This is a genomic window from Flavicella sp. IMCC45668, from assembly GCF_057219105.1.
This window is the reverse complement of record NZ_CM170114.1, coordinates 3115306-3138913: the sequence shown is the minus strand read 5'-3', so window position 1 is coordinate 3138913 and position 23608 is coordinate 3115306. Positions and strand designations below refer to the sequence as shown.

Genomic DNA, 23608 nt, shown 5'->3' with positions numbered 1-23608 from the left:
GCTTTTATTTAGTTAATAAATCTTGAACTGAAGCTTCACCATGATGGTCTATGATACTTCCAAAATCAGTGTCGGTAATTTTTCTATACTCCTCTAAAGATTTATCATTTCCTACGGCCGCTTTCAATGTTTTTAATTGTGCTTTCAGGTCAACAATAACCTCTTTATAAGCAGGATCATTGATGATATTATTCATCTGGTTTGGATCTTTTTCCAAATCATATAATTCCCATACATCAATACTATAGTAAAAATGTGCCAAGGTGTATCTTTCTGTTCTTATACCATAATGTGGTTGTACATGATGCCAAAATGGAAATTCATAATAGTGGTAATACATACCATCTTTCCAATCTTTAGGTGTTTTACCCTCTAGTGAAGCTGCAAAACTTTCACCATGCATTTTTTGTTTGTTCTCTATTCCTGCTAATTCCAACAGAGTTGGTGCAAAATCAACATTTGTAATGATATCTTCATTTACACTTCCCGCTTTTACTTTTTTAGGATAGCGCACTATAAAAGGCATTCTTAAAGATTCTTCGTAAATAAATCTTTTATCAAAAAAACCATGATCTCCTAAATAAAACCCTTGGTCAGAAGTCAAAACAATAATCGTATTTTCTTCTAAATTGTTCTCTTTCAAATAATCTAATACTCTACCAATATTATCATCTACCGATTTCACACAAGCCAAATAATCTTTGATGTAAGTCTGATATCTCCAGTTTCTTCCTTCTTCAAAGGTCATTCCTTCTTGCGTTACAATTTCTCCTGGTTTTGCACCATAAAAATCCCATTTCACCCCTTCTTTTCCTTTCAACCCTTCTGGTCTTTTCATTTTCATATCTCGTCTACTGAAATATTCCATCGTCATTTCTGAATCCCCTGCCGTTAACTCTCTACCTTCATAGGTATCATTGTAGGTAACTGGATATGGCATTTCAATATCATCCCATAAAGTTTCATATTTATGATCTGGTTCCCAAGGTCTATGAGGTGCTTTGTATTGCAACAACATCATAAATGGTTTTTCTGAACCTTTGTTCTCTTCCAACCAATCCAGTGCAAATTCAGTGCTTATATTTGTTGCATATCCTTTCTCAACGACTTCTTTTCCGTTTTCGTTGTATTTTGGATCCCAATAGTGTCCTTGCTGACCTGCTGCTGCGTGGTATTTGTATGAATCAAATCCTTTCGGCTCTGATCCTAGGTGCCATTTACCAAAAAGACTTGTAGCATATCCATTGGACTGAAATTCTTGTGGGAAAGTCCATTTGTTTTCATCAAACCTACCACCGCTTTCATTTTTATAATAACCATTTACGTTGCTATAATCACCCGTTAAAATTGCAGATCTACTGGGTCCACAAATGGCATTGGTACATAACACATCTTGAAATAACATTCCTTGATTTGCTATTTTATCAATATTAGGGGTAGGAGCAATATCTTTATAAATTCCACCATACGCACTTATAGCTTGCGTAGTTAAATCGTCGGCCATAATGTAAATCACATTAGGTCTTTTTTCTTTCTTTTTTGTTTTAGAGGTCCCACAACTTGCGAAGACAAAAGCTATCGCTACAACAAAAAATACTGCTGATTTAATTTCTCTAAGATGCTTCATAATTAATCTTTTAATATAATTCGTTCCTTAACTTCAATAGAAGTTTCCTTTAAATCCTTATCCGCTGATGAGTTTCCAACCATGATTTTAAAACTTCCTGGCTCGACACAATACTCCATATTTATATCATAAAAAGCTAAGCTTTCAGCATCTAACTCCATGGTAACTGTTTTTGTTTCTCCTGGTTCAAGTGCTACTCTTTGGTAACGTTTTAATTCTTTAACCGGTCTTGTTACAGAACTCACATTATCTCTTATATAAAGCTGCACAATTTCTTCTCCAGCCATTTTCCCTTTATTAGATACCTCAACAGAAACCTCAATTGGAGCTTCTTTGCCCACAACGCTAGATGATACTACCGGTTTTGAAATTTCGAATTTTGTATAACTCAATCCAAAACCGAAAGGATGTAATGGAGTTTTCTTCTCAGTATTATATTTATGAATATACATTGTTGGTTTATGGTTGTATACCATTTGTAACTGACCTACAGATCTTGGAATAGTCAATGGTAATTTTGCACTTGGATTCACTTCACCAAATAAAATCTCAGCAGTAGCCTGCCCTCCAAAAGCACCTGGTTCCCATGCATTGATAACCGCTTTTGCTCTTTTCTCTAAACTTGGTTCTGCAATTGGGCTTCCACTTACGTAAACCACAACCACTGGTTTTCCTAATGCTAGAATCTTATCCGCTAATTGCATTTGCTTCCCTGATAATTTCAAAGTCGCACGATCAATATTTTCTCCCGTTGTTTTGTTTGGCCAATCATGTCGAAAAGAATTCTCTCCTAATACCAATACCGTGATATCAGCCTTTTTTGCAAGAGCAACTGCTTTATTGATATCAGCATCTTTCATTTTTCTAGATCTATCTCCAGAATCAAAATAATTTACTTTGTAACCCTTTTCTTCTCCTAATTTCTTTATTCCTTCATACATCGTGATGATGTTTTCTTCAGGCTGAGGAGATACCCAATCTCCTAAGGTTGTTTGGTTATTCGCATTTGGACCTGTTACGAAAATGGTTTTGTTCGCTCCTTTTTTCAATGGTAAAAACCCTGAGTTTTTCTGTAAAACAATTCCTTTTCTCGCTTGCTCTAAAGAAGCTTTTTGATGTTCTTTATTGAACAATACTTCCTTGTATGAACCTTCTTCTATGAATGGATTTTCAAATAACCCTAGTTTAAACTTTACCTCTAATACTTTTGAACAAGCTAAATCAACTCTAGATTCAGGTAACTTACCTTCATTTACCAATTCAATTACATATTCAGCAAAATGCGGACCGTGCATATGCATATCTAATCCTGCTCCAACGGAATATTCTGTTGCTTGTTTAAAATCTTTTGCGACATGATGCCAAGTATCTATCCTTGAAACATCGTTCCAATCACTAACATAAAAACCATCAAATCCCCAACGATCTCTCATTAAATCAGTCATCATATGTTTGTCCATATGCGCTGGAATTCCATTTACTTCATTGTGAGCGGTCATCACAGAAAAAACATTTGCCTCTTGCACAGCTCTCTTAAATGGTGGTAAAAATATTCCCATTAAGGTTCTGTAAGAAACATCTGTTGGAGATGCATTCAAACCATTTAACGATTGACTTCCTGCAACAAGGTGTTTCACACAAGCAATGACATTATCAGAACCTGAAAAATCATCTGACTGCATTCCTGCAATTGTAGCAACCCCCATATTCCCTACTAAATAAGGATCTTCACCAAAAGTTTCACCGGTACGGCCCCATCGAGGATCTCTTAATACATCAATATTCGGAGTAAAAGCCCAATGCGTACCAGTTGCTCTCATTTCTGTTGCTGTTTGAGCACTTACCTTGTATAGTAACTCATCATCCCAAGTAGCGGCTTGTGTAATTGGGGAAGGATAAATGGTAGCTCCTGAAAACAATCCATCACCATGAATGGCATCAATACCAATCAATAAAGGAATTTTGAATCTTGATTGCATTGCTAATGATTGTAAATAATTTGCTTCTTCAACGGTAACGATATGTAAATAAGATCCTATTTTACCGGCTTTGGTCATTTCTACCAAATCATTGATACTCAAATCAGGATAAAATCCTCTCGCATCATTGACATCCAAGTCTTCTTCTGTAAGATCATTCTGAGCAGCTTTGATATGTTCTAAACCTACGTACTGACACATTTGAGCAACCTTTTCTTCCAATGTCATTTTAGACATTAAATCTTTCACTCTCTCTTCTGCACTTAATTCTGTAGATGTATAGTCTAAATTACTTTTCTCTTGTTGAGAATCGCAAGACATCAATACTACTGATAGTAGCAACATAACTTGAAAACTTCTTTTTATGATCTTCATCCTTTCTTGTTTTTTCTATAATTAAATCTTCTTATTTCTTTAAATTATTTCAATTGTCTTTTTTATAAAACAGAACAATCAAAATAGCTATTGGTCTTGACCACTAAATTACTTTGTTGGAGTAATTTTGAGGTGCACGCAGTATCAAAATAGGTACAGTATTCGTCAAAACCCTGTATTACAAGTGCTAATTCTACAAAAACCTTGATAATTCTAATACCCAATATTCTGGTCACTATTATCTAAAGCATTATTTCCGATGATTTCATTTGAAGGAATTGGAAACCTCATATTCTTTTCAAGAACAGCGGCATCATCCGTAACAAAAGATAAATCTGGGTTCCAAATGCTATGGAATTGTGTTTTGTTTTTAGTATCAAATTGATCACCACCTGTCATTAAAACCTGTCTTCTATCAATTCTTGATTCTAAAAATGAAACCCCTGAATTCTGTTGTCTTCGCAAATCAAACCATTCATGCCCTTCTCCTAAAAGCTCATAAATTCTTTCTTTTAGAATTCTATCTCTTAAATCATCTCCACCTACTAAACCTTGAATCCCTGAAAGGGTATATAAACTTAAATTAGCTCTATCTAAAACCAACTTTACATAATCTTTAGACGATTGATAATTCCCTCTTTCATTTTCAATTTCTGCTAACATCAATAATAAATCTGCATAACGAAAAACCATTCTATTTCTATTAGAATTGATATTCGTATTAGATACTTCTTGATATTTTTTGATCCAATTCACTGCGAAACCACCCGAAAACTGAGTAGGATAAATCTTTCGAACCTTGAAAGGAGCCACAATTTCTGTATACTGTTCAGATACATATGCTACCGTTCTCCTAGGATCAGGATGTACATCTGTTGTTGCGATATTGTAATCTATATAGTGATCATGTAAAGCCAATCTATTCACTCTTAAGTTTCCACCTGAATCTCTTTGGTTATAGATTGATTTTGCTGGAGCCGTCATAAAAGAATGTTGACCACTTTTTGTAGAAGTTCCGCCGGCGGTATATTGAATTTCAAAAATGCTTTCAGAAGTATTTTCATTTCCCTCAGCAAATAAATCTTCATAACTAGGTACTAAACTATATTTCATAGAATCTTCAACTAATTTAGCATGAGTGTAAGCCAACTCCCAGTAATCATTAGACGAACCTGACAAACCTGATTCTGTAGCCATATTCATATACACCTTTGCCAAATATCCATTTGCAGCATATGATAATGGCCTACCAGGTATATATTCTTCAGAAGGTAACAAATCAGCAGCAATTGTTAAATCCGCGATAATAAGGTCATAAATTTCTTGTTTTGATGATTTTGGTAAAAACAAAGTTCCTTGCTCTGCTGGAACAGTTCTTAAAGGTACTTCTCCCCATACCCTTACCAAATCAAAATAAGTAATGGCTCTAATAAAATGTGCCTGCCCCAAGTTTCTTTCTGTAGTTGAAAAACCTGGTGCTAACTTATGTAGATTCTCTATCAAATGATTTGCATGATCAACACAACTGTAAATCTCTACCCATGTATCATTCAAATTTTTCAATGAGGGAGAAATATTAAAAGTTCCGAATTGCTCTCCTTTAGATCCTGAACTTGAAAAATAAGGAGTATGTGCACTTGTCATTTGAAAAAAGTTACCTCCACTATAAAACTCTGAAGCAAATTTAGCATAGACACCGTTTACAACACCTTCAATATCTTCTTCAGAAGAGTATAACAATTCTTTATTTAAAGCCCCACTTTCTGCAAGATTGTCACTTACATCTAAAATTTGATCACATGAGACAAATGCTTGTGCTAGAACGATTATAAGGATATATATATATTTCATGATTTTCAATTTTAAAATGTTAATGATGCACCTAAAGTTATAGTACTCTGAATAGGCGGACTTGCAATATCCACACCAGCCACTCCAGGAGTAAAACGCAATGAAGCAATCTCTGGATTCATTCCAGTATATTTAGTTATTGTGAAAACATTACTCATGGATCCAAATACTTTGACAGATTTTATTCCACTATTTCTAAGTGTAAAATCATAACCTAAACTTATATTCTGTAATCTTAAATAACTACCATCTGCAACGGCAACATCTAACACACCCGCATTACTAAGGGCATCTTTCTGAAGATTTATATCCGGTAAAGTACCTCCTGGATTCTTACTACTATATCGATTTAGTAAGTAGTCCCTTCTTACATTATTCCATCTATTTTCAGCACTATAATTCTCCGTTAAGAAATTTGCATTGTAAACATCATTTCCTTTAACACCGTAAAAATTCGCATTGAACGACCATTTTTTATAGTAAATATTCGTTCCGAAAGAATAAATAGCATCTGGGTTAGGATCTCCAATGATGGTTTTATCAGCATCTGTAATCTGTCCGTCTCCATTTTTATCAACAATATTATAAAAACCTTCAACTTGCGTATTTCCATTCGCCACATCATCGGCTGTAACAATTCCATTGGTTTCAAAACCAAAAAATAATCCTGGAGCCTGTCCTTCTAAATAAACATTCATCGGCACTGTGTTGGTATTTGCAACTTGAATAGGTCTTCCATAGTAGCCAACAAAAGTTCCTGCCGATCCAAATTCACTTTCAACAAGACCTAAATTCTGAATTTCAATTCTATTCATAGAATAACTACCAAACAAATTCCAAGTAAAATTATCACTCCTGAACACATCTCCATTAATTGCCAATTCTATTCCTTGATTATTAAGAGATCCTTGATTCACAACAATAGTATCATCTCCAGAACTTCCACCTATACTAAGTGTGTTTAATAAATCATCTGATTGTTTATTATAAGCATCAATTGTTACAGAAAGACGATTTGAAAACATCCCTAAATCCAATCCTGTATTGAATTGCTTTTGTGTTTCCCATGTCAAATCTTTACTTGCAATATTTGTTTTTTCGTAGGCAATATGTAAATCTTTATTTGCCGCTGCATATCCTTCTGGAGAAATTTTATAATTCACATAAGTTAAATTATTCCCTACCCTTTGATTCCCAGTTTCACCGTAACCTACTCTCAGCTTTAATTGATTGATTGCTGTATCAGCATCCTCGATAAATGATTCTTTATGAATTTCCCATGCGGCACTTATCGCCGGAAATAATCCATATCTATTTTTACCAATAAACTTACTAGACCCATCATATCTTAAAGAGGCAGACACTTTATAGCGATCTTTAAATCCATAAGTTCCTCTTCCTAAAAAAGATATCATTCTCTCTGGTCCATAATTATAAACCGTAGGTTCTATAATTGAAGCACCATAAAAATCTCTACCTCTATTTTCTTGCCCCTCTAAAGAATAATTAGAAGCTCTGGTATAATTTTTTTCTGAATCTGTACTATTGTAAACTATCCCTCCTAATAAGGTATACCTATGGTCGCCAATTGCTTTAGGCTTGTAAGTAATGGTATTATCTAAATTATAAGAAAATCGATTTAAATTAGACTTTGCATACCTTCCTTCTCTTGTCAATCCTTGATTTGTGCCCACTCCTTGCCAAATATCAAGTACTCCTTTTCTATAATCCGCACCTACTCTAAAATTATAAATCAAGTCTTTCCTCAACTTATATTCTACAGATAAATTTCCAAGCACTCTATTCTCTGTTGAGATATTGTCATAGTCATCTACCCAGCCTCTTGGATTCAAACGAAAACTCTCATTATCTAATGGTGCCAAATCCTCTCTCAACTCAAGCGGAAAATTATCATTTATATGTCTGTAAACAGAATTTGTTTCTCCTGCATTAGACCCACTTACCCCTGGCAAGGAATTCTCAGTTAAGGTGTAAGATATTTTCCCTCCAATTTTTAATTTTTTATTGAATCTGTGACTTGCATTTAAATTTAAATCTAACTTGTTCAAATATGCATTCGCTAAAACTCCTTCTTGTTTAAAATACCCAACAGAGCTATAGTACTTTGTATCTTCCGTACCTCCTGAAGCAGTAAATCTAGAGTTTGTAGAAAAAGTAGTTCTATACAAATCTGTCCAATTCATCGGCTCATAAATTCCAATCAAATCTAAATCACCGCTATTATCATCATCATTTCTTGATACAAAATTATACAAACCATCTTCTCGGATTTCAAAAGGAAACCTTCCTTCTGGATATAAATATTCAGTTCCTGAGTTGGAATCCGGATGGGCAGTATATTTATCATTTGTAAAGGCAACATATTCTTCAGTATTCAAAATATCATATGGTAAATTTGCTGTTCCAACGGTTGTACTTGTAGAAAAATTAAATGTAGGCTCTCCCAATTTTCCTTTTTTTGTTGAAATCAGAATCACTCCATTTGCTCCTAAAGAACCATATATTGCCGTAGCAGATGCATCCTTTAAAACTTGAATAGACTCAATATCTTCTGGTGCAACCCCACCGATACCACTTTTACTAGCCCCTTGAAAGTTTGTTGGATCTGTCAATGACTCTTGCGAACTATCCATTACAATTCCATCAATTACATAAAGTGGTTGATTTGATCCTGTTAAACTTGAAACTCCTCTAATATTAATAGAAACAGCGGCTCCAGGCTCTCCGCTAGATACTACATTCACCCCAGAGGTACCTCTAAGTAAGCTTTCTACTACAGCTACCCCGGCTTTATCATCTGTAACAGGTTTTACCGTTGCAATAGATGCTGTGATATCAGCCTTAGAAGAACTTCCATATCCTATCACCACAACTTCCTCCAAAGATTCTGATCCTGTAGTTAGTTGAATATTTATTACTTTTTGATCTTCTACTCTAATCTCCTGGGTCTCAAACCCCACAAAACTAATCACTAAAACCGAACTTTTATCTCTTACGGTTAATTCATAATTTCCATCAAAATCAGAGGTGGTTCCATTTGGTGCTCCTTTTTCTAGAATGGTTGCTCCTGGTAAAGGCTCTCCAGTGTTATCTTTAACTACTCCATGCACAGCTATCTGTGCAACAGCAGAAATCGAAACAAATAATACGAGAACTATACTTGTAATATTCTTCATAGTTTAAAAATTGGTTTAGTTTAGATTAGCAATTTACTTCACCTATCTATAAACGTGGTGCAAGGAGCATCCGAATAGGTACAATAATCGTCAACCTACTATAAAACAAGGGCTAACCTTATTAAATATAACGCAATTTTTAATAACTAAAAAATTAATTAAGACGGTTTATCTTCTAAACCACTAAGAAAACTTGTTGGAGATTCTCCATAAAACTTCTTAAATGAAGTACTGAAATACTTTGGATTTGAGAAACCTGACTGGTAGGCGATTTCTTTTACGCTCATCCCTCCCTTTATCAGCAAACTTTTTCCATACTTCAATTTTGTATGAATGATAAAATCTTGAGGAGACAGGTCTATTAAATTTTTAAGTTTCATATACAACGAAGTTCTACTCATTCCAACACTTTCACATAAATCATGAACCGAAAAAGAAGTATCTGAAATATTATGCAACAAGGTTGCCTCTAAATTTGTCACAAAACTTTCGTCTTTAGAATTTCTGTATTGTGTGGCAGTATCTTTTTCAGATTGATGCACATACTTTTTACGCAACTTTTTTTGCCAACTCAAAGTATTTGTAATCTTAGCCAAAAGTAAATTGATATCTAATGGTTTCTCTATATACTCAGAAATTCCACTTTCTATGCTTTCAATTTTTAATTCAGAATTATTTAATACAGTCATCATAAATACAGGAATATGATTTAGATTGATATCGTCCAACAGTCGTTTTGCCATTTGCATCCCATCCATTTCTGGCATGATTAAATCTGTTAGTATAATATCTGGAAAAATCTGACCTGCTAGCTCTAAACCTTCTTGACCGTTGGATGCCTCGTAAATTTGAAAATAAGTACCAAGACTTCTGGCTAATAAAGAACGTAACTCGTTATTATCTTCAACAATCAATATTTTACGATCACTAAAAGCATCAATATCGCCTTGGTCATTAATCGTGAACTCCTTTTGAAAACTTTCCTCTAACACTACCGATTTTTTATAACCTTCTTCTCTATTAGGAATACAAACTTTAAAAGTAGTTCCAACATTTTCTTCACTCTCAAAACTTATCGTTCCACCTGAAGCTTCCACAAGATTTTTAACCATCATCAAACCTAAGCCTGTCCCTGGTTTCTGACTATTTACCACATTTCGAGCTCTATAAAATCTTTTTAAAATAAATTTCTGCTGGTCTTTAGGAATCCCCATACCTGTATCGCTTACCTCTATTTGCAATTGACTTTTCAGGGTCGTTTTCAATTTCACATCAATGGTTCCTTCTTTTTTAGAATACTTTACCGCATTAGAAACCAGATTGAAAACAATTTTATTCAAAGTTTCTTTATCAAAATAAAAAACTTCATTTTTCCATTTATTCTCAATCGTTAATTTAATATCATACTCTTCTAACAGCGGCTTAAAATTTAAAACAAGTTCTTTGATATGTTTTTCTAAAGGAAGCTTAGATACATTTTGACCTGGTTTATTAACTGTTGATTTTTTAAAATTCAACATTTGCTCAAACAAAGCATTTAATCTTGTAATTGTTTTTTTGACTTGACTATTCGCTTCTTTTTCTGGAGTTTCAGAAAAAGTTTCTAAAGAGGATAATAAAATTGTTAATGGCGTTCTAATTTCATGCGTTAAGTTATTAAAAAACTCAATTTGTTCATCTGCATTGCGTTTACTTACAATAAACTGGGTAAAATAAATGGTGATCACAAAAACAATAACAACTAACATAAAGTAGACAAAATAAGCAGTTGTGGTAGCCCACCAAGGTCTCATTACAGTAATATTTATAGAACGTTCAGGTCCCCATTCACCAAAACCATTAGAAGCTTTTACCCTAAAAACATAATCACCAAAACTAAGATTTGTAAAGTTTACTTGTCTGTTTATTTCTGGTAACGACCAAGTTTCTGAAAAGCCTTCTAACTTCCATGAGTATTTTACTTTTGATGAAGCTTGGTTTGAAACCCCTAAATATTTTAAGGTAATAGAATTCTCAGAATATTTTAATTGAATATCCTTTACGGTATTGATGTGTCCTTTTAACAAAGAGTCTTTTGGTGAAATAACTTTGTTAAAAACACTAAACTCATCAAAGACAACATTTGGCAAATTGGCTTTTTTACTGTCAATCTCTTCAGGGTTAAAAATAGTTACACCTTGCACCCCTCCAAACGCAAAGGTTTTGTCATCTATTTTTTTAAAACTTCCATAATTAAAATCTGTACTTGACAAACCATCATTTTTATCAAAAACATGTATGACTGTATCTTTCTCCTTAATTAATATTTGAGACAAACCTTTAGTGGTACTCGCCCAAATTTCATTTTCATTATAGGGAATGATCCCCTGAATGATATCAGATGGCAATCCAGAAGAAACAGAAATTTTATAGTTTTCTTTTTTTTCATGATCATACATCAATAAACCACCCCCATTTGTACCAATCAATATTTTATTTTCCGTGAACTGGGTTAACACATTGATTGTTGCCAAATTTAAATCTTTGTGCACATCCCGAAGTGCCTTATAATCTGTGATTTTATCATTTACAATGACACTCACCCCATTTCTCCCTGCTATCAGAATAGCTTTTCCAAACTCAATAATAGAGCGCACATCTCTGATTGGATAATTACTTACTTTTCCTGATTTTGAAAGTTTCAACAACTCTCCTTCTATCCCCCCAAACCATATGTTTTTGTCACTATCCTTAAAAATGACATATACCTTTTTAAGCTCAAGGTCTAAGGACTCTACGGATAGGTTATGAATATTTACCTTAAAAACGCCTTCATTAAAAGTTCCAACCCATATGAAATCCCCATCACTCTCTAGGGTTAAAACAATATCATTTATTTGTTTCAAATGCGTCCATTTATTGGCTTTTGGATCTAAAATGCTAATTCCATTTTTGGTACCAAACCAACGCCTTCCTAAAGCATCCACCTCAATAGAGCGTGTGAAACTATTTTTTAGACTGTTTTCAGTGTTCGGTTCGTGTTTTAATTTCTTAAAAACCATTTTTGACTTATCAAGAAAATTAAGTCCCCCCCCATAAGTTGCCACCCAAATAATTCCTTGACGATCTATAATAATATCATATACCCCATTACTTGTAAGAGAGTTTAACCGGTCCTCGTTATGGAAATAATGACTCAATAAATTATAATCATTATTTAAAACAAACACTCCAGCACCATCCGTTCCAACTAAAAAGTCACCTGTTTTGTCTTTAGTTATAACACGAATTGGATTCGTTACCTCAACGCTTTCAATTTTATTTAAATCTTGAAATCTATTGTCAATTTTAAAAAGACCTCTTTTTTTTGTACCCAATAAGTAATCGCTTTTATTTCTAGCGATACTCATAATATTCAAATTTTTTCTAGATACTTGACGCAGTTTTTCTTTTTGAATATTATAAACCATCAAACCTCTAGCAGTTCCTAGCAATAATTTTCCATTAACACCAGTAGCAACAGTTTGTATCCCAATTCTATCTTTACTGATATCAATCGTTTTATTCACAAATTCTGAAGAGACAGGGTCATACAGCCAAAGTCCATTATAGGCTCCAATCCAAATTCTACCATTTAAATCTTCACAAATACTTTTCACCAAATTTGGTCTAAGCTTTCCTTTTGGAATAATATAGTTGAAGGTATCATACTTTGCATCATACAAGCAAATTCCTTTATCAATACCTAACCAAACTCTATTCTTAGAATCTATAAAAAGAGTATTTACTCGATTCCCCGCTTCCTTTGGCAGACCTTTTTGCTTGGAATAAGTATCCGCAAAAACAGAATTATATTTTACGACACCTTCTTCAGTTGCCATCCAAATATTCCCAGTTTGATCCTGATCAATATTATAAATGATACTTTGCGAAATCCCATTCTCCGCATTTAGCTTCTCAAAATCAATATTATTTTGTCCAAATACTGAACCAAATAGCGCGAAAGTGAAAACCAATAATAAAGGAAATTTTCTAAACATAAAACGAAAAAGTAAGGTTTTGATTTTAGATGATAAGTTAATAAATCTAAAAATAAAAAGAAGTGTAAAACTACAAAACTCTACTACAAATACAAGAATTTATGAAATAGCATTCCATTTTACATCCTGTAAAACATACGTTTAAAGTAAAAATTACAATGCACTTAAGTTAAAACAAAGCCTTAAGCAAAGGTTTTTAACCTCTTACAATAGTAACTCAAAAATGGACTCATAAACTTCTCCAATAATTTAAATAACAAAACTCCATTACTCGCTGGATATTGAATCAGGAAAATTCAATTACTTTTAAAATACAGTTCTAAATATGAAAAATGTTGGTTTTATTTCTAACAGATTTGTATAATTTACATGCAATTATTACAAAATTTACACAACCCTGTTAATTGGTTTTTCTTAATTTTGTATCGTAATTTAAAGAACATTCATTATGACTAAATACGATGTAACCGTTATTGGTGCTGGACCTGGAGGATATGTAGCTGCAATCCGTTGTGCTCAATTAGGATTGAAAACTGCAATTATTGAAAAATACTCAACTCTTGGAGGAACTTGTTTAAATGTAGGATGTATTCCTTCTAAAGCATTATTAGATTCTTCTCACCATTACCATGATGCGACCAAACATTTTGAAAAACATGGTATCGGCGTAGAAGGATTGAGTTTAAATTTCGAACAAATGATTGCTCGTAAAGGAGAAGTTGTTGCACAAACGACAGGAGGAATCGATTACCTAATGAGTAAAAATAACATCGACAGATATGAAGGTGTTGGCTCTTTTTTTGACACAACACATATCAATATTGCAAAACCTGATGGATCTGTAGAAAAAATAGAATCTGCAAAAACTATTATTGCTACGGGTTCAAAACCTTCAACATTACCATTTATCTCTTTGGATAAAAAACGAGTAATAACCTCTACAGAAGCTTTAAAACTAAAAGAGGTACCGAAACATCTTATCGTAATTGGTGGTGGAGTAATTGGACTAGAATTAGGGCAAGTATATGCAAGATTAGGAGCTGAAGTTTCTGTGATTGAGTATATGCCTAAAATTGTTCCTGGAATGGATGGAATGTTATCTAAAGAATTACAAAAATCATTAAAAAAACAAGGTATTAAATTCTTTGTTGGTCATAAAGTAACTTCTGTAACAAATACAGGTGATGAAGTTGTAGTTACGGCAGATGATAAAAAAGGAAATCCGGTAGAATTTAAAGGAGATTATTCTTTAATTTCTGTTGGACGTAGACCCTATACTGATGGTTTAGGATTGAACAATATCGGAATCGTTACAACAGAAAGAGGTCAAATTGAAACGAACGAACATTTGCAAACAAACATTCCAAATATTTATGCCATTGGTGATGTTGTGAAAGGTGCTATGTTAGCCCACAAAGCAGAAGAAGAAGGAACTATGGTTGCTGAATTTATAGCTGGAGAAAAACCACATATCAACTACAACTTAATTCCAGGTGTAGTATACACTTGGCCAGAAGTTGCCGCTGTAGGAAAAACAGAGGAGCAATTAAAAGAAGAAGGTGTAAAATACAAAGTAGGAAGTTTCCCTATGCGTGCCTTGGGTAGAGCTAGAGCCAGTATGGATATTGACGGACAGGTAAAAGTATTAGCAGATGCAACAACAGATGAAATTTTAGGAGTTCATATGATTGGAGCCAGAGCTGCTGATATGATTGCTGAGGCTGTAGTAGCCATGGAATTTAGAGCATCTGCGGAAGATGTTTCAAGAATGTCGCATGCGCATCCTACCTATACAGAAGCAATAAAAGAAGCCTGTTTAGCTGCTACTGATGATAGAGCATTGCATATTTAATATATCAGAACAAATATTAAAAAAGGTCTATGATTGTCATAGACCTTTTTTACTGCTTAACATTATATTCGTATAAAAAAAGTTAATTTAGCCGAAAAAAGAAAATGATTAAACAATTATTAAGTATAGTCGTATTATTTCTATTCTCGTTATCTATAAACGCTCAAGATAAAATATTTCTTAAATCTGGAAAAAACATTGAAGCCAAAATCCTAGAAGTAAATGTAGATAATCTAAAATATAAAAAATACACAAATCTTGAAGGACCTACTTTCACCATTGAGAAAACAGACATCCATATGGTATTATATCAGAATGGAGAAAATGAAATTTTTGAAGAAAGTAAATCTACCAAAAGAAAGAAGGAAACGGAGAACTTCGGAAGGAACAGAATAAACATAGATATTCTTACCATAGCAGAAAACGGACCAGGCTACATTTCATACGAAAGATTAACTAAAACCGGTAAAACCGGTTATGAAATCCCTATTAATTACCATATTAATAGCTCTGGACACGTTGGTACTACTATTGGATTAAACATGAAATTCTACACCGAAGGATATGGGAAAGGTTTTTATTACGGCCCATGTTTTGGAATAGGTTCAGTCAATTATATTTCCCATGATTATTATGATTTTGGTGAAACCTATTCAGATATAGGAGTGTATCTTGCTGCAAAGTTAGGTGGTCAATTTCAACTTTCTAACCTTTTTGGACTTAGCACTAGTGGCTCACTTGGTTATCTTAGTGGTAATAATGATATTGCATATTCACTTAATTTCGGAATCAATTTTTCATTCTAACAAAATTATCACAAATATTAAAAAAGGTCTATGATTGTCATAGACCTTTTTTATTTTCGCAAACAAAAAAATGCTATCAAAAATTTTACTTGCACTAAGTGTAATTACCCTTCTTGTTTCTTGTAGTCCAAAAATCAATAGTCAATTCACAAAAAGATATCCTAGTCTATCTGAGACCGATACTTTAAAAATATTTGATCTCGATCAATATGCAAGTAGAGATAACTCAAAAGATGAGTTACTTGGTTTTGTATCTGTCCGTGATGCAGGAATGACATCAAATTGCTCCTATGACAGAATGCTACAGATTGTAAAAGACAGTGCTCGAGCAAATGGAGGAAATATTATCGGATTGAAACAGCATTTAGAACCTTCTATCTTTCGTTCATCATGTCACCAATTTTATGCAGATGTACTAAAAAGTGACACAAATACTATTGATTCATTAGGAGTTCCATATAATTCAAATAAACATAGTACATATTATATTAGTACATATGAAAAACAGGACCTTAATAATCGATTTATCTTCAACCTAAATGCCAGTGTTGCTTTTAGAATTGGAGTCACGGAAGACGGCACTGACTTTAACAAAGAATACAATAAAGCTGTTAAAACAGGTACCATACTTTCCATTTCAAGTCTATATAAACTTAACAAAGATTTTAATTTAGGAGTAAAATACGACTACACTTACTACGGAGGCGTAATTGATAATATTCAGACTACTTTTTATGATGGACGAGCAACTGAATATGGAACATATAATATTGAACAACATATTAATTTTATCGGCCTGAGTAGCTATTCCAATTATCCTCTAGGTAATGGTAAAAATGAAATTTTTGTAACATCAACTCTAGGTTATGTTTCATACATGGAAAAAACAGGTATTGATACTACAATAAAAATCACAGGAGCAACGTTGGGGTATGATTTAAGCGTAGGATACCACAGAGTTATCTCCAATAATTTTAGTTTGGGCGTCAATTTAGGATTATTTTTTGCAACAATTCGCAATATTACCGTTGACAACGAAATTAAAAAACAATCTTATTCATTAGATTCAGATAATGCCATTGGTTTGTCAAACTTTAATACAGGTCTTCATTTAAATTATTCATTTTAAGAATTATGAAAAAACCCATCCCTACTCCCATTGCCGCTTACCTCATTAAAGACAAAGCATATGCGTATTGCACTTGCGAAAAATCAAGTGAATACCCTTATTGTGATGGAAGTCATAAAGGAACAGATAAAAAACCCTTATTATTTAAAGTTCCAGAAAACACAAAAACCTTTTTATGCACCTGTGGACATAGTCAGGACAAACCTTATTGTGACGGATCTCACTAATTTAGAAACTCTCTAAAACCTTTTTTAGCTATTTTTAGACAAACTAAAACACTTATTTATGCCTGTAGTAGAATTGAAAGAGGGAAGAAATTATTCATACTGTACCTGTGGTCATTCAGAAACGATGCCGTTTTGCGATGGTACACATAAAGAAAAAGGAGGAGGACCACCTTTACGATTTAAGGCCGAAAAATCCGGTGAAAGCGCACTTTGTGGATGTGGAAAAAGCCAGAACAAACCTTATTGCGATGGTTCGCACAATGGCTAAAAACAAAAAAGCACCCTATGGAATATACCAAGGGTGCTTTTTATTTATATAGGAAGGTTATTTATACAATGCCTCCATTTTTTCTTTAATCAAATCTAATCTAAGATTCCCTACACTTCCAATATGTGAGTGCTTTACATCTAAATCAGGTTTGAACTCACCATTCTGGATTTTAGCACCCACAATTTTATAGGCATCTCTAAAGGGTGTTCCTGCTTGTACCAAAGCATTTACCTCTTCAACACTAAAGATATATTTATATTTATCATCAGCAACAATATTTTCTGTGATAATAATATTCTCCAAAGAAAACACCATCATATCCAAACAAGATTTCAGGGTAGATACTGAAGGAATCAACCCTTCTTTTACCAACTGTAAATCTCTATGGTAACCACTTGGTAAGTTATTAGTAATCAAAGTTAACTCATACGGTAACGCTTGTAACTTATTGCACTTACCTCGAATCAACTCAAATACATCTGGGTTTTTTTTATGAGGCATGATACTTGAACCTGTTGTCAATTCATCTGGAAAAGTAACAAATCCAAAGTTCTGACTCATATACAAGCAAATATCCATACTCATTTTAGACAACGTAGCAGAAATACTAGCTATTGCAAAAGAAATAGATTTTTCCAGTTTCCCACGTCCCATTTGAGCCGCAACAGAATTTACTTTTAACGCTTCAAAACCCAATTCTTTTGTTGTCATTTCTCTATCTATAGGAAATGAAGACCCATATCCAGCAGCAGAACCTAAAGGATTTTGATCAGCTACTTTATAGGCAGCATCTAAAAAATAAACGTCATCAATTAAGCTTTCAGCATAAGCAGAAAACCACATTCCAAAAGAAGAAGGCATTGCAACTTGTAAATGCGTATACCCTGGTAGAAGATGATTCTTATATTTTTCAGCCAATTCAATTAACAAATCAAATAATTTTTTGGCCCAATCTTTCAATTCTAAAATTGCTTCTTTAGAATACAAATGTACATCTAATAAAACTTGATCATTTCGAGAACGAGCAGTATGAATTTTCTTTCCAGCATCTCCTAACTTTTCTGTTAGCAACCATTCTACTTTAGAATGCACATCTTCAAAAGAATCTTCAATGGTAAAAGTTCCATCTTCTACAGTTTTCATGATAGCATTCAATTCCGCTACCAAACCTTCCAATTCTTCATCAGTAATAGTACCAATTGAGTTTAACATTCTAGTTTGTGCAATATTCCCTAGAACATCATACTTTGCTAATTGTAAATCTAACTCTCTATCGTTTCCTACTGTAAAAATGTCAATTTTTTTATCTGTAGCGTATCCTTTATCCCAAAGTTTCATATATGTACTTTTTGTATGACGGCAAAGATACTGTTTCAATAAGAAAGAGAAAAACGTAATTCTATTTTATCAAAGAAGTTTCAAATTATAAAACCTAGCTTCATTATTCTGTATTTAAGGCTGCTTAGTATAACAATTGTAAAGAATTATGAACACCAAGAAATTCGTTGTCTATATAAAACCTAACAAAAGAAACAAGCAATGCATTTTTTAACAAGTTGATTCCTTTCTTAAAAAACTGAAATACAGCTAAATTAGCAAAACACTCTATAAACCTTAAACGATGAACTTACACAAAACTCTAACGATTCTAAAAATCATCATTGTCTGCAATATTTTCAGCATAAATGGTCAACCTCCCAAATTAGAAAACGGAACATGGCTTAAAGTTAAAAAGTTAAGTGACGAGTTTAACGGTAAAAAAATTGATACTAAAAAATGGAACATGGATCCTGAAAAACATTATGAATTGAACTGGCTTGGTAGAGCACCTGCCCTTTTTCAAAAAGAGAGTTTTGGTATCAAAGATGGATATTTAACCATAGAAGTTGGAGAATTGCCAAAGCCTGTTACTATAGGGAAATCCACTTACAAGTATCATGGAGGCATCTTAAGATCTTTCAAAAAAACATCTATCGGACATTATTACGAATGTCGAATGAAAATGAATAAAACCGAAATGGGAGGGGGTTTCTGGCTTTGCCACAAAGGAACCTGCGAAAATAAAAATGAAATTGACATTACAGAATCCGTTGGTAGGTTAACAGAGCAAACTCATAACTGGGCTTATGACTGGGATCAAATCATGCATTCCAATGCTATTCATCGTGGATCTCCCTGTGTAAAACAGGTTAGAGATCAAAAGAAAATGGCTCCACCTACTAAAAACTATGAACGCTTTTACACTTATGGATTTTATTGGAAAAGTGCTACCGAGTTATTATTTTATTTAGATGGCGAATATGTTTACACATTAACACCTCCAGTTCCGTTCAATCAAGATTTAATTTTACAATTTTCTATTGAAGCTTATGATTGGAACCCTATTCCTGAAATTGGAAGCAAGGTTGCAACCGGAACCAAAGAGGAAAGAACAACTCTTGTTGACTACATAAGGGTTTATAAATTAAAACCATAGCATTTGAAGTATTTCAATTTAAAAAAATATCAAAAGAGAAGCAATAACTTCCTTGGATATCGCACCTGAGGAAACTAAAGAAATTTCCTTGAATCTTCCAAGCTTCAAAAGCACTTCAGAATATGTGCTTCAATTTAGCTACGCTCTAAAAAACCGACTTCCTGGGCCAAAGCTGGACATGAAGTAGCAAAAGAAGAATTCATTTTACAAAAGAAAAGAACCATCCTAAATAAAGCATCTGGAACCGTTACTATAAGCGAAGACAAGAAACATATCATCACCAATAGTAAAGGTCTAAAAATTATTTTTGATAAAAGAACAGGAACGATTAATTCAATCCTAAATAACAAAAAAGAGTTGATATCCCAAACAGGAAACATTAAAGGGCCTACTTTAAATATTTTCCGTGCTCCAACAGAAAATGACCGACCATACAAAGACGATTGGAAGAAGGCACAGCTCGAAAATTTAACTCAAAAAGTACTCTCAATCAAATCGGAACAAGTAAATGAATCTCTTGTTTCTGTGAAAATTGTAAAAGAATTCAAATCAGATTCACTGACTTTTACGCACGAATGTATCTATGACATTACTGGCAAAAGCCAAATTATCTTGAAAAATAAAGTTATACCAACAAAGGTAAAAAACTTAAAACACTTCCTCGAGTAGGAATTAAATTAGCTTTGGTTGATGGCTTAGAAAATGTAACTTGGTACGGAAGGGGACCTCAAGAAAACTACCCAGACCGTAACGAATCAGCTTTTTTAGGGAATTACACATCAACGGTTACAAATTTATTCACCCCATATTTGGTTCCACAAGAAAATGGAGCACGTTCTGATATTCGTTCTTTAGCATTTTCATTTAAAAATCGTAAAAGACCGAGTATTTCTATTAGCTCAAATAAACCTTTTATTTTCTCCGCTTTGCACTATGATGCTAGTGATTTGATTAAAGCAAGTAGACCCGCTTTCTTAAAAGCTAGAAAAGAAATCATTTTATGTTTAGATGCTGAAATGTTAGGGTTAGGAAATGCGAGCTGCGGACCTGAACCCTTAAAACAATATTTACTTCCAATAAAGGAGTATAAATTCGAGTTTACACTAAAGTTTTAAAAGGACGTAGTTAGCAATAAAAACATTACCAAGAAAAAAATATTATTCAGACGGCAGAAGCAACAATTGGAGCTATAAACCTGTTAGATATACAATTACCAAGATAAAACTGGATTCTTAATACCCTAGTAATTGACAAAATAAAACTATGAATAAGTTAAAATCAAGTTAGTTTGACACAATATTTTACATTTATGAAAAGAGTAAACATTATGTATAATGGCAATTTTTAATTTACCGAATAGGATTTTTGATATTTGTATCTGACCAAAAAACCAATTCTATGTTTCAGAAATATGTATTCATTTTTTCTTTCTTATTTATTAGTTCAAAAATACTTGCCACAGAAATTCATATTGCAAAAGATGGGATAAACTCATTATCGGGAAGAGGGTCTGAAAACGCTCCCTACAAAACTATTGAATATGTTTTTAGCAACAACTTAATTGAGGAAGGAGATGTAATGCTTATTCATCAAGGGTTTTATAGAGAAACTATTGTAGTAGACGTAAATAATATTACTATTCAACCTTTTGAAAATGACAAGGTGGTTATTTCTGGTGCAAATTGGTATGGTGCTAATAGTTGGGTTGCGGATCCCACAAAACCAGGAGTCTTTAAACTCACCTTAAATTCAGATCAAGTAGAAACAGATTTTACACAATTATTTGTCAATCATCAACATAAACAAATTGCTAGATTTCCAAATAACAACACAGATTATAAGGATTACATATCAGGGTCACACAAAGAAATGATGGCTCCTAGAAATCAAACAAGCGGTTTTGCCGTTATTTTAGACGCTAGTAAGCCAGAAGGTACAAATCAAACTGGACAAGTTAGTTTCTCTTCACATCATGGAACACCAATTCTCCCTGATGTTAATTTTACGGATGAGGCACTTATTCGTGGATTTACTGGAAAACTAAGAAACAATATTTTTTCCTACTCACAAGATGGAGGAGAAATTACAAAAGCCGGTGAAAGACTGGTAACTTTTAAAAGTTTCAATACACAAGGAAATAAATGGGGACAAGAAGGTGCTGTTGATCTACCTGAGGGATTTGGATATTTGATGGATTTATCATTGCTCGATCAAGAAGGGGAATGGTTTTACAAAAAAAATGAAAATACTATTTATTATAAACCTGAGGGTGGAACCGTTGAAAATAAAAACTTTGAAATAAAAAGAAGACAACATGTAATGAAAATTGAAGCAAACAATGTGACAATTAATTATCTTGACATGAGGTGCGGTGAGGTTGAAATAAATAATGCACAAAACACTACTTTTTATAAATGTCAGTTTACCTATATGACACCCTATGTTTATAGAAGAACTTATGGAGTGCTCCGTCAGGGTATTTTAGTAGATAACTCGGACTACTCAACCTTTGAAAGTTGTTACATCGGTCATACATGGGGAAGTGGAATCATCATTCTTAAGGGCTCTGATCATTCTAAAATAAACAATTGTACAATAGAAGAAATTGGTTGGATGGGTCAATTCACAGTATCCTTAGAGAACAATGGAAATAATACTGAGGTAACTCATAATACCTTTGGAAAAGCATCACGTTTTCATATTAGAACCACAGAATCTGTATATGCAAAAATCACAGACAATGATTTTGACAGTGCCATGTCAATGGGTGAAGATGCTGGAACCATTATGTTTACTAGTACCGGTAAAGATGATGCCTTAGACATGAACGAAACAATTATTGCTTACAATAAAATACATGGATTAACTGGGATACCCGCCTACGATCCACAAGATTGGAGTAATAAAAAATACATTGTAGCCTTTTATTTAGAAGATGTAGATAATTACACGGCGCATCATAATTTATTATACGATAACAACGACGAATATACCAGTGTACGATTACAAAATGATGGTACACCAGAGACTACAAGAAACATCAATTATTTTGCCTATTTAGGACCAAGGGACAGAAAACTAAACCGTAAAATAGAATATTTCAATAATACTGCTTGGGAATACAACAGCCTTATTGGCTTTTGGCATCGAACAGAAAATGCTGACGTAAACGCAATGGTATTAAAAAACAACCTCTTCTTAGAAGGAGCTCCAAGTAGTGTTGGCAGCGTTACTGAAACAGATTTAGATGAATTTACTACAAAAGCCGCTAGTGAATACGGCTATCATATTGAAGCGGAAAACAACGGTTTTATTACAAACGCTTCTGATCACTATGTAGATATCTCCACTGAAAACTACAGGCTATTACCAGAATCTTCATTTAACTCAGGTGGATCTATTATTGAGGGAGTCACAACCGAAATAAGCCCTACATTTGGAGCATGGGAAGGAAATACAGAAACATTAAAAAATAGAGTATTTAATTCAGGTTCCAATCTTACAAGTTCTTCTTTTGAACCAGGGGATAATCTAAGTAGTAATTCTATTTCCGATATCAAAATAAAAATTTACCCAAACCCATTCAAGGATTTAGTTACCATACATTTAACTAACTCTTCTGCAAAACAATCCCTTATTAAATTGTATAACGCAAACGGCCAACTACTTATTTCGGACACCTTTATCGGTAAAGAAACAACACTACGATTAAACCTGTTAAATTCTGGTATTTATTACCTGCAAGTAAAAAACCGAACAGGAACAACCGTTCAGAAGATTGTTAAAAAATAAAAATCGT

Annotated in this window: 15 protein-coding genes; 9 read left to right on the top strand and 6 right to left on the bottom strand. The window is 33.4% G+C overall.

The features are described from left to right. Positions 1-4 precede the first annotated feature (4 nt). From AC2DZ0_RS12685 to AC2DZ0_RS12665, 5 genes are all read right to left on the bottom strand, one after another. Positions 5-1627 (bottom strand): sulfatase family protein, encoded by a 1623-nt coding sequence (locus tag AC2DZ0_RS12685; RefSeq protein ID WP_484642181.1) that lies wholly within the window; start codon positions 1625-1627, stop codon positions 5-7. A gap of 2 nt (positions 1628-1629) precedes the next feature. Further along, complete coding sequence (locus tag AC2DZ0_RS12680; protein ID WP_484642179.1) at positions 1630-3981, bottom strand: glycoside hydrolase family 3 N-terminal domain-containing protein; 2352 nt, start codon at positions 3979-3981, stop codon at positions 1630-1632. Positions 3982-4194: 213 nt separating this feature from the next. After that, entirely contained in the window at positions 4195-5832 is a 1638-nt protein-coding gene (locus AC2DZ0_RS12675; RefSeq protein WP_484642177.1) for a RagB/SusD family nutrient uptake outer membrane protein, read from the bottom strand. A gap of 11 nt (positions 5833-5843) precedes the next feature. Then, on the bottom strand, positions 5844-9029 hold the full coding sequence (locus AC2DZ0_RS12670; RefSeq protein WP_484642175.1) for a SusC/RagA family TonB-linked outer membrane protein: 3186 nt from the start codon (positions 9027-9029) through the stop codon (positions 5844-5846). Between the two features lie 158 nt (positions 9030-9187). After that, the gene (locus AC2DZ0_RS12665; RefSeq protein WP_484642173.1) at positions 9188-13048 is read right to left on the bottom strand and encodes a hybrid sensor histidine kinase/response regulator transcription factor; all 3861 of its coding nucleotides are present in this window, start codon (positions 13046-13048) and stop codon (positions 9188-9190) included. Positions 13049-13496: 448 nt separating this feature from the next. On the opposite strand from AC2DZ0_RS12665, the gene lpdA reads away from it, so the two are divergent. The 5 genes from lpdA to AC2DZ0_RS12640 all read left to right on the top strand — a co-directional run bounded on the left by lpdA (position 13497) and on the right by AC2DZ0_RS12640 (position 17330). Then, complete coding sequence (gene lpdA / locus AC2DZ0_RS12660) at positions 13497-14900, top strand: dihydrolipoyl dehydrogenase (RefSeq protein ID WP_484642172.1); 1404 nt, start codon at positions 13497-13499, stop codon at positions 14898-14900. Positions 14901-15004: 104 nt separating this feature from the next. Next, positions 15005-15706 (top strand): hypothetical protein, encoded by a 702-nt coding sequence (locus AC2DZ0_RS12655; RefSeq protein WP_484642171.1) that lies wholly within the window; start codon positions 15005-15007, stop codon positions 15704-15706. Positions 15707-15776: 70 nt separating this feature from the next. Continuing rightward, entirely contained in the window at positions 15777-16835 is a 1059-nt protein-coding gene (locus AC2DZ0_RS12650; RefSeq protein ID WP_484642169.1) for a hypothetical protein, read from the top strand. A 5-nt stretch (positions 16836-16840) separates the two neighbouring features. After that, complete coding sequence (locus tag AC2DZ0_RS12645) at positions 16841-17062, top strand: CDGSH iron-sulfur domain-containing protein (protein WP_484642168.1); 222 nt, start codon at positions 16841-16843, stop codon at positions 17060-17062. Positions 17063-17120: 58 nt separating this feature from the next. Beyond that, the gene (locus AC2DZ0_RS12640) at positions 17121-17330 is read left to right on the top strand and encodes a CDGSH iron-sulfur domain-containing protein (protein ID WP_484490416.1); all 210 of its coding nucleotides are present in this window, start codon (positions 17121-17123) and stop codon (positions 17328-17330) included. A 57-nt stretch (positions 17331-17387) separates the two neighbouring features. On the opposite strand, the gene argH is transcribed toward AC2DZ0_RS12640, so the two are convergent. Beyond that, positions 17388-18671: an argininosuccinate lyase gene (gene argH / locus AC2DZ0_RS12635; RefSeq protein WP_484642167.1), complete on the bottom strand. Its 1284-nt coding sequence runs from the start codon at positions 18669-18671 to the stop codon at positions 17388-17390. 283 nt (positions 18672-18954) lie between these two features. Here argH and AC2DZ0_RS12630 point away from each other — a divergent pair, with 283 nt between their 5' ends. The 4 genes from AC2DZ0_RS12630 (at position 18955) to AC2DZ0_RS12615 (ending at position 23601) form a co-directional block, all read left to right on the top strand. After that, positions 18955-19809, top strand: a complete 855-nt coding sequence (locus tag AC2DZ0_RS12630) for a LamG domain-containing protein (protein WP_484642165.1) — start codon at positions 18955-18957, stop codon at positions 19807-19809. Positions 19810-20010: 201 nt separating this feature from the next. Beyond that, the gene (locus AC2DZ0_RS12625; RefSeq protein WP_484644839.1) at positions 20011-20478 is read left to right on the top strand and encodes a beta-galactosidase small subunit-related protein; all 468 of its coding nucleotides are present in this window, start codon (positions 20011-20013) and stop codon (positions 20476-20478) included. Positions 20479-20492: 14 nt separating this feature from the next. Then, positions 20493-20924: a beta-galactosidase small subunit gene (locus tag AC2DZ0_RS12620; RefSeq protein ID WP_484642163.1), complete on the top strand. Its 432-nt coding sequence runs from the start codon at positions 20493-20495 to the stop codon at positions 20922-20924. Positions 20925-21207: 283 nt separating this feature from the next. Then, positions 21208-23601, top strand: coding sequence for a T9SS type A sorting domain-containing protein (locus AC2DZ0_RS12615; protein ID WP_484642162.1), 2394 nt, complete (start codon positions 21208-21210; stop codon positions 23599-23601). Positions 23602-23608 lie beyond the last annotated feature (7 nt).